Origin of the sequence: Xanthomonas pisi DSM 18956 (genome assembly GCF_001010415.1) — a bacterium.
Lineage (GTDB): Bacteria > Pseudomonadota > Gammaproteobacteria > Xanthomonadales > Xanthomonadaceae > Xanthomonas > Xanthomonas pisi.
The window spans coordinates 1-8367 of the sequence record NZ_JPLE01000011.1 but is presented as its reverse complement, the minus strand read 5'-3'; the positions used below and the strand labels follow the sequence as shown (position 1 = coordinate 8367).

The window sequence follows — 8367 nt, the reverse complement described above, 5'->3', positions numbered from 1 at the left end:
CCGCCGGTCACCGAGCCCACCGAAGAGGACCTGCAACGTCAGCGCCGTCGCGCTGCCACCAACGCACGCCTGTACCTGCTCGACATCCTGCAGTTGCAACGCAATCCGGTTGCGGTGGTATTGCACCGGCAGTTGCAGGCCGCACGCGCGGAAGACGAGATCGGTATCGCCATCCATACGGCCTTGCACGCGCTACCGCAGTTCACCTCGGCCTCGTATGCGCAGCGTGTGCGCACGCGGATTGAAGAGCTGCTGCCGGATGCAGTGCAGGCTGCGTAATGCCGACGGCATGGGTTGTCGCAGGTCCGTCGCTGCGACGATGCAAAGCCACTCGCCAGGAGCCCGCCACTGCCCGATTGCGCTGAGCGAGCGCACGGGCGGTGCCGTTGACGCGACGCAACGGCCGCGTCCGTTCGGGAATCGCTGAGCTTGCCTACCGACTGCGCGCCGATGCCGGTCGCGCAAACCGGTTTGATCGGCTCGCCTGGAGCGGCCAAGAAGGCGTGGCGGGCAGTCATGTGGACAGCAGGCTCGCGACCGGACCGCCTGGGTGGGACATGTCGCAACACGCACCGAATGGATCCGCCTGACGGTCAGCCAGGCGTGTTGTTGCACGCGCTTAGAGCGGCTGNNGGTGCTCGGAATCGGCATGTACCACGCGTACACTCCGGTTCCTGCGCGCCGTCCACACCCGCCTGACGACTGCTCGCTACGTTTTGTTAGCCACTCTTAGTCAGCCGGGCCAGAAGTCGGTGCCTTGAACCCTGCACGCAATCCGGACCAGCATTGCTGATAGTCGCCTTGCCGGTGGCTGGCCTGTAGCGCCTGCTGGGTAGGCCGCAACACCGCTCGGGTTTCGAACATGAAGGCCATGGTCTCGGCGATGACGTCCGGACGCGACAGGTCCGCGTGCGAGGCCTTGTCGAAGGTCGCCGCATCCGGGCCGTGCCCGCTCATGCAGTTATGCAGCGACGCCCCGCCCGGCGCGAAGCCTTCGGCCTTTGCGTCGTAGACGCCATGCACCAAGCCCATGAATTCGCTGGCCACATTGCGGTGGAACCATGGTGGGCGGAAGGTGTGCTGCGCCACCAGCCAGCGCGGCGGAAAGATCGCAAAATCCATATTGGCCGTGCCGTGCGTGTCGCTGGGCGAGGTCAGCACGGTGAAGATGCTCGGATCGGGATGATCGAAACTGATCGAGCCGATGGTGTTGAAGCGGCGCAGGTCGTAGCGATACGGTGCGTAATTGCCGTGCCAGGCCACCACATCCAGGGGCGAATGACCGATGTCCGCACGCCATAGATGACCCTGGAACTTGGCCACCAGTTCGAAGGCACCCTCGCGCTGTTCGAAGGCCGCCTGCGGGGTCTGGAAGTCGCGCGGATTGGCCAGGCCGTTGGCGCCGATCGGACCCAGGTCGGGCAGCCGCAACAAGCCACCGAAGTTTTCGCAGACATAGCCGCGGGCGGTGTCATCGAGCAGCTCGACGCGCAAGCGCACGCCACGCGGAATCACCCCGATCTGCTGCGGCTCCAGCTCCAGCACGCCAAGCTCGGTGTGTACCCGCAGACGGCCCTGCTGCGGCACCAGCAACAACTCGCCATCGGCGTCATAGAAAAAGCGATCGTGCATGGAGGCGTTGGCCGCATACAGATGCACGGCCACACCGGTCATCGCCTCGGGGCTGCCATTGCCGGCCATGGTGTACAGGCCATCGACGAAATCGGTAGGCATGGACGGAAGCGGCAACGGACTCCAGCGCAGTTGATCCGGCGACACCGGGCTGCTGCCGAAGTCGTTGTGGAGCTGCGACTGCTCGACCAGGGAGAAGCTGCCATGCACAACGGCCGGGCGAATGCGGTACAGCCAACTGCGCCGGTTTTCGCCGCGCGGCGCGGTGAACGCGGTGCCCGACAACTGCTCGGCATACAGCCCGTGCGCCACACGCTGCGGCGAGTTCTGCCCGACAGGCAGGCTGCCTGGCACCGCCTCGGTTGCGAACTCGTTGCCGAAGCCGGTCATGTAGTGCTGGTTGTTATGCATGGCATACGTCCGGACTAGGCCCCAAAGGGCGGGATTAAGCCCCTCTCCCCGCGGGAGAGGGGTTGGGGTGAGGGTACGGGATAGCGACCACCTCGAAGATCGCCTCGACCACCGCATCCAGCGAAAGCAACACATCATTGTTCCAGAACCGCAGCACTCTCCAGCCCTTCGATTGCAGCCACTGCGTTCTTGCCTGATCGCTGGAGGCCTGGTGCTGCGATCCATCCAGTTCAACAATCAACATTCGTTCGATGCAACAAAAATCTGCGATGTAAGGCGGAATCGGATGCTGACGCCTGAACTTGCAACTGATTGCTGCGGAGACAGCGCCAAAGTGCACGCTCTGCTTCTGTCATCCCTGCCCGTAACGCACGCGCGTTGGTGAGCGCAACGGTGGGTAAGGGTGGTTTGATTTTCATCGCTCCACCGTACCCTCACCCCAACCCCTCTCCCGTCGGGAGAGGGGCTTAAGCGCCCGCATTTTCTCTGTGCTGCGCTGTCAGAAAAACACGTCCTTGGTGCGTGCTTGGCGATACCCCTTGTTTCACTTGATCGGTAGCGTCGCCACATTTGACCTTAGGGAAGGCAGCGCCAGGTATCGCAGCGAAATACACCGCTCACATACCTAACAACGCAGTTACTGACACCAATCACCAATCCCCGCCCTTAAAGCACCCCACGCTTGATCTGATCACGCTCGATGCTTTCGAACAATGCCTGGAAATTGCCTTCGCCGAAGCCTTCATTGCCCTTGCGCTGGATGATCTCGAAGAAGATCGGGCCGATGCAGTTGGTGGTGAAGATCTGCAGCAGCTTGCGTTGCTTGGTGTCCACGTCCGCATCGATCAGGATCTTGTTGCGGCGCAGGCGCTCGACATCTTCGCCGTGGTCGGGAATGCGCAGATCCACCACATCGAAGTACGTGTCCGGCGTGTCCAGGAACGTCACCCCGGCCTCGCGCATCTTTTCCACGCTGACGTAGATGTCGTCGGTGAAGCAGGCGATGTGCTGGATGCCTTCGCCCTGATAGGCGTCCAGATATTCGTTGATCTGGCTCTTGGGATCGGACGACTCGTTGAGCGGAATGCGTACGATGCCGTCCGGCGCGGTCATCGCCTTGGACACCAGGCCGGTCTTGGCGCCCTTGATGTCGAAATAGCGGATCTCGCGGAAGTTGAACAAGCGTTCGTAGTAGTCCGACCAACGCTGCATGTTGCCGAAATACAGGTTGTGCGTGAGGTGGTCGATGAAGGTCAGGCCGAAGCCGCTCGGCTGTTGGTCGGCGCCTTCGATCGGCTCGAAGTCGGCGTCGTAGATGCTGCCGGCATCGCCGTAGCGATCCACCAGATACAGCATGCAATCGCCGATGCCCTTGACCACCGGTGCGGGCACCGCGCGCGTCTGGGGCTTGTTCTGCACCGCTTCGCCGCCATTGCCCAGCACCGTCTGCAGCACGGTGTCGGCCGGGGTGCGGAAGCGGATGGCGAAGCCGCAGGCGCAGGGGCCGTGCGCGGCCGCAAAGTCGGCAGCGAACGAATCGGGATCTTCGTTGAGCAGGAAATTGACCCCGCCCTGGCGATAGACGGTAATGGCGCGGCTGCGGTGACGCAGTACCGCGGCAAAGCCCATCTTGCGGAAATAGTCGTGCAGTTGCGCGGCCTGGCCGGCGGGTGCGGCGAATTCGACGAATTCGAAGCCGTCGATGCCCATCGGATTGTCGAAGGTGGTGACCTGCATCCCCGGGTCGGGGCGGGCTACAGTGCTGTTCGGTTGTGCGCTCATCGTCGTTTCTCCACGCTAGGCGGCCCGCAGGGCTATGCGGGGTGGCAGAAGACCCGCGAGAATGCGCAGGCCACCCCTCGTTTGTAGTTGCAAATGAAACCAAAATCAAGACACAGTGCAACATGAGCGATCACGACACCTCCAATGCGCCGCAACATCCCGTGCTGCTCAACCTCGAGCAGTTCCTGCCGTATCGCCTCAGCGTGCTGTCCAACCGCATCAGCGCCAACATCGCCAAGGTCTACGGCGACCGCTACGGCATGGCCATTCCCGAGTGGCGGGTGATCACCATCCTGGCGCTGTATCCGGGTTCCTCGGCCAGCGAGGTGTCCGACCGCACGGCAATGGACAAAGTTGCAGTGAGTCGCGCGGTGGCGCGCCTGCTGGAACGTAGCTTCATCCGCCGCGAGACCCACGGCGACGACCGCCGCCGCTCGATGCTGGCGCTGTCGCCTGCCGGACGCCAGGTGTACGAAACCGTCGCACCGCTGGTCAACGAAATGGAACAACGGCTGATGTCGGTGTTCAGTGACGAGGAACAGCAATTGCTGGAACGCTTGATCGACCGGCTGGCCAAGGACGGGCTACCGCGCATGGCGGGCAAGGACTGAGCTTGGCTCTGCAGTGCGATCCGATGGCGTGCGTGCGGCACTGCGCTGGCGGATGTCGACGCCGCCGGGGGGTATCGCGCAATCGCTGCGGGCACTGTGTTGTTACAGGCAGCACTGCCAAAGCTGCTCACATCGCCCCGCATCGCATGCAGTGCCCATGCGCATCTGCGCGCCCGTCAGGCACCGCACCTCGACTGGCACACACAAAAAACCCCGCAGCAATGCGGGGTTTTCTGTATGACGCGCCCGCAGGACATCAGGCTTGCGGCGGCGCCCACTGCTTGAGGAAATCGAACAGCTTCTTGCGATCGAAGCCTTCGCCCTTGCGCAGCTCCGGGCTGGTCTGGGTGGTCAGCAGCTTGCCGTCGTTGTCCAGCACCAGCAGCGACGGGTAATCGTTGAGCTGGGCGAACTGCGACAGGAACGCGGCGTTTTCGTTGGCCGCATCGCGATTGACCTTGACCACCACGAAGTGCGCATCGCGGAAGCTGCGCAGCTCGGCGTCGCCGCCCATCAGCTCGTCCAGCGCCTTGCACGGTTCGCAGGCGGCATTGCCTACATTGAGCACGATGCGCTTGCCACCGCGCTTGGCCTCGACCTTGGCCGTTTCCAGATCGGCAGCCGGATCCCGCGACGGGTCGTACTGCGCGTTGAGCGCGGCGGCGGCGGCGATGTCGGCCGCAGTGGGCGTGTTGCCCGAGGACACCGGCTGGCTGGGGTCGGCACTGGGTGGCTTCTGCATCGACGTATCCAGCGGCCGTGGCGCCTCCTGTTGCTCGGCGTGTTGCCCGCAGGCGCTCAACAGGCCGGCCAGCAGCAGGCCACAGACAATGGGTTTGATCGGCATCGCTTTTCTCCTCACTTCACACCATGCATCAGTTTGTTGATCAGCGGTGCGATCAGGAACAGCAGCGCACCGGCGCCCACCAGCGCCCAAAACCCGAAGGTATACCCGCCCAGCGCCGAGGACACGCTCATGCCTTCGCTTCCGCTGACATGGCCGGCAAAGATACCCGACAGGTTGTTACCGATGCCGGTGGACAAAAACCAGCCACCCATGCCGAAACCGACCAGGCGCACCGGTGCCAGCTTGGTCACCATCGACAACCCGATCGGCGACAGGCACAGCTCGCCCACCGACTGGATGACGTAGACCATGAACAGGGTCCAGAACGGGATCTTGCCGGCGTCGTTGACCAGGCTGGACAAGGCGAACATCAGCAGCAGGAAGGCCAGGCCATTGAACAGCAGGCCCAGGCCGAACTTGCGCGGAATCGACGGATTGAAGCGGCCGGACTTGACCCAGATCCAGGCGATGACCGGCGCCAGCGCAATGATGGCGATCGAGTTGACCGACTGGAACCAGGCGGTCGGGAAGGTCCACTCACCGAAATTGCGGTTGACGATGTTGTCGGCCAGGAAGGTGAACGAGCTGCCGGCCTGTTCGAAGAACATCCAGAACAACACGTTGAAGGCGAAGATGATCAGCATCGCAATCACCTTGTCGCGCTGCACCTTGCCCTCGCGGATGCCTTCGACCAGCAGCATCACCGACAGGCCGATGAACAGCACCGTCAGCACGATCTGCAGCACATCGGCGCCGACGGCCAGCAGGAAATACACCACCGGAATCGCCAGCACGCAGCCGGCCAGCACCATCAGCACGCGGCCGATGCCCTGCGCGTTCGGTGCCGGCGCGCCAATGCCCTTGAGCTGGGCGCGGCCGATCCAGAACCACACCAGGCTGATTAGCATGCCTGCGCCGGAGGCCATGAACACCATCTTGTACGAGGGCATGGCCTGGGTGCCGAACACCTTTTCGGCCAGCAGCTGGGTCAACACCGGCGAGATCATCGCGCCCAGGTTGATGCCCATGTAGAAGATGGTGAAGCCGCTGTCGCGACGCGGATCGGCCACCGAATACAGCTTGCCGACCATGGTGGAGATGTTCGGCTTGAACAAGCCGTTACCGACCACCACGGTCGCCAGGCCGATCTCGAACATGGTGTGGTCGGGGATGGCGATCAGGAACAGGCCGGTCGCCATCACTGCTGCGCCCACCAGGATCGAGCGCTGGTAGCCGAGCACGCGGTCGGCCACATAACCGCCGAAGATCGCCGCCGCATACACCAGCGCCAGATACGCGCCGTAGGTACGCCCCGCCGGCGCCTGGCCGGTGGCGTCGCCGCCGAAGAACTGCGCCACGATGTACAGCACCAGCGCCCAACGAATGCCGTAGAACGCAAAGCGTTCCCAGAACTCGGTCATGAACAGCATCCACAGCGGCCGGGGGTGGCCAAGCAGCGTGGGGAACTCGGGAGGCGCAGGCGGCTGCGGCGGAGTGGAAGCGGATGTCGGCGCAGTCGCGTCAACGCTCATGTGGTGTCCCTTGCGTATTCAGTAATGGCTGGGTGCCCCAGGGCGGAACCCTGGGCGACGCGCGAGGATCACTTAGACGTCATGTACGCGTCAAATTCGCCGGAGTCGGCGGCCTGATAGGGATGGACGGAAAGGGCTGGGCCTGTGGGGGTGCCGGGTCTCCTCCACCCGCTCGAGCGAGATCGTTCGCAGGTCCCTGGAGATTCTTTTTGGGGTCCTCTGGGCGATCTATCAGGTGCGCAGTGGACTTGGTCGGCAACCTTGCGCAGGCGCCTGGCGTGAGCGGTGACCGTCGCCCGCCTCTCTCACCGCGCAATGCGTTCCCTTCTCCCCTCGGGAGAAGGTGCCCGTAAGGCGGATGAGGGTGCGATGTCGCTGGGTGGTGCCGATCGCCGACATACGAGCATCAGCAAGCGGCTGATCCCGGGGATGAGGCCTGTACCCGTACCCGTACCCTCACCCCAACCCCTCTCCCGAGGGGAGAGGGGCTTCAAACAACTTTTCCACTAAGTGCTTTCCCGAGTAAGTGCTCTACCGAGCTTCAGCGCGCGACAACCCCTGCGTTGCCAAGCTTTTTGCCCCGCTCAGCGCTTCCCAGCGTCCGCACTCCCCTGCGGCGGTCGGTTGTCCACGCCTACGGACGTCCGCACGTCGAACAGTTCCGGGAAGAACGTCAGCGCCAGCGCCTGCTGCAAAAATCCCACGCCGCTGGAGCCGCCGGTGCCGCGCTTGAAGCCGATCACCCGCATCACCGTGCGCATGTGGCGGAAGCGCCAGAGCTGGAATTGGGTTTCCACATCCACCAGGTCCTCGCACAGCGCATATTCGCGCCAGTAGCGGTCGGTGTTTTCGTAGATGCGCTCGAACACCGGGCGCAAGCTGTCGTCGGCCACATGCGCAGCCGTCCAGTCGCGGGCCTGGTACTGCGGCGGAATCGCATGGCCGAAGCGCGCCAGGTAGCGCAGGAATTCTTCGTACAGGCTCGGCGCCTCGAGCACTTCGCGCAGGCGCTCCTGGCCCTGCCGGTCGTAAGCGAACACCTGCAGCATCTGCGGGTTCTTGTTGCCCAGCAGAAACTCGATATAGCGGTATTGCAGCGACTGGAATCCCGACGAAGGGCCGAGCACATCGCGAAACCCCATGTACTCGCTGGGCGTCAGCGTCTCCAGCACCGACCATTGTTCGGTCAGCTGGCGCAGCACCTGCTTGCTGCGCGCCAGCACCTTGCGGCACTGCCAGACCTCGTTGCGCTGCAGATGCACGATGGCCGCGCGCAGCTCGTGCGCCAGCAGCTTCAGCCATAGCTCGGACGTCTGGTGCTGGATGATGAACAGCATCTCGTCGTGATGCGCCGGCTCGGACAGCGGCTGCTGCGCCGACAACAGCTGGTCCAGCCGCAGATAGCCGCCGTAGGTCAGCCGCCCCTCCAGGTCGGTGTGGATGCCGGGTTCCAGGTCACGCAGGTTCTTGTCGACGGGCATGGCGATGCAGATGGATCGGGCCGGTCAGGGTAGCTCAGCGGCGGGGATTGGGGATTGGGGGTTGGGGATCG

At 63.6% G+C, this 8367-nt stretch carries 6 protein-coding genes, 1 other RNA gene and 2 pseudogenes; 3 read left to right on the top strand and 6 right to left on the bottom strand.

Annotated elements, in window-relative coordinates; genetic code table 11:
- Both Y887_RS02350 and Y887_RS18520 read left to right on the top strand, forming a co-directional pair.
- Positions 1–279: pseudogene (locus Y887_RS02350) on the top strand (hypothetical protein); the annotation flags it as partial.
- 370 nt (positions 280–649) lie between these two features.
- A non-coding RNA gene (locus Y887_RS18520) (sX9 sRNA) lies at positions 650–725 on the top strand.
- Between the two features lie 4 nt (positions 726–729).
- Here Y887_RS18520 and hmgA read toward each other — a convergent pair.
- The 3 genes and pseudogenes from hmgA to hppD all read right to left on the bottom strand — a co-directional run bounded on the left by hmgA (position 730) and on the right by hppD (position 3825).
- The gene (gene hmgA / locus Y887_RS02345; RefSeq protein ID WP_046962821.1) at positions 730–2043 is read right to left on the bottom strand and encodes a homogentisate 1,2-dioxygenase; all 1314 of its coding nucleotides are present in this window, start codon (positions 2041–2043) and stop codon (positions 730–732) included.
- 34 nt (positions 2044–2077) lie between these two features.
- Positions 2078–2399, bottom strand: a pseudogene (locus Y887_RS02340) (endonuclease domain-containing protein).
- 310 nt (positions 2400–2709) lie between these two features.
- The gene (gene hppD / locus Y887_RS02335; protein ID WP_046962820.1) at positions 2710–3825 is read right to left on the bottom strand and encodes a 4-hydroxyphenylpyruvate dioxygenase; all 1116 of its coding nucleotides are present in this window, start codon (positions 3823–3825) and stop codon (positions 2710–2712) included.
- 122 nt (positions 3826–3947) lie between these two features.
- On the opposite strand from hppD, the gene Y887_RS02330 reads away from it, so the two are divergent.
- A complete protein-coding gene (locus Y887_RS02330; protein ID WP_046962819.1) occupies positions 3948–4436 on the top strand; it encodes a MarR family winged helix-turn-helix transcriptional regulator in 489 nt (162 codons plus the stop codon).
- A 256-nt stretch (positions 4437–4692) separates the two neighbouring features.
- Here Y887_RS02330 and Y887_RS02325 read toward each other — a convergent pair whose 3' ends face one another.
- The 3 genes from Y887_RS02325 to Y887_RS02315 all read right to left on the bottom strand — a co-directional run bounded on the left by Y887_RS02325 (position 4693) and on the right by Y887_RS02315 (position 8296).
- Positions 4693–5283, bottom strand: a complete 591-nt coding sequence (locus Y887_RS02325) for a thioredoxin family protein (RefSeq protein ID WP_046962818.1) — start codon at positions 5281–5283, stop codon at positions 4693–4695.
- Positions 5284–5294: 11 nt separating this feature from the next.
- Positions 5295–6815, bottom strand: a complete 1521-nt coding sequence (locus Y887_RS02320) for a peptide MFS transporter (protein ID WP_046962817.1) — start codon at positions 6813–6815, stop codon at positions 5295–5297.
- A gap of 584 nt (positions 6816–7399) precedes the next feature.
- On the bottom strand, positions 7400–8296 hold the full coding sequence (locus Y887_RS02315; RefSeq protein ID WP_046962816.1) for a tryptophan 2,3-dioxygenase: 897 nt from the start codon (positions 8294–8296) through the stop codon (positions 7400–7402).
- Between the last annotated feature and the right edge of the window lie 71 nt (positions 8297–8367).

What these genes read in the sequence shown, in the direction of transcription:
- hmgA (WP_046962821.1), bottom strand. Translation starts at nt 2,043, where the DNA reads ATGCATAACAACCAGCACTACATGACCGGCTTCGGCAACGAGTTCGCA.
- hppD (WP_046962820.1), bottom strand. Translation starts at nt 3,825, where the DNA reads ATGAGCGCACAACCGAACAGCACTGTAGCCCGCCCCGACCCGGGGATG.
- Y887_RS02325 (WP_046962818.1), bottom strand. Translation starts at nt 5,283, where the DNA reads ATGCCGATCAAACCCATTGTCTGTGGCCTGCTGCTGGCCGGCCTGTTG.
- Y887_RS02320 (WP_046962817.1), bottom strand. Translation starts at nt 6,815, where the DNA reads ATGAGCGTTGACGCGACTGCGCCGACATCCGCTTCCACTCCGCCGCAG.
- Y887_RS02330 (WP_046962819.1), top strand. Translation starts at nt 3,948, where the DNA reads ATGAGCGATCACGACACCTCCAATGCGCCGCAACATCCCGTGCTGCTC.
- Y887_RS02315 (WP_046962816.1), bottom strand. Translation starts at nt 8,296, where the DNA reads ATGCCCGTCGACAAGAACCTGCGTGACCTGGAACCCGGCATCCACACC.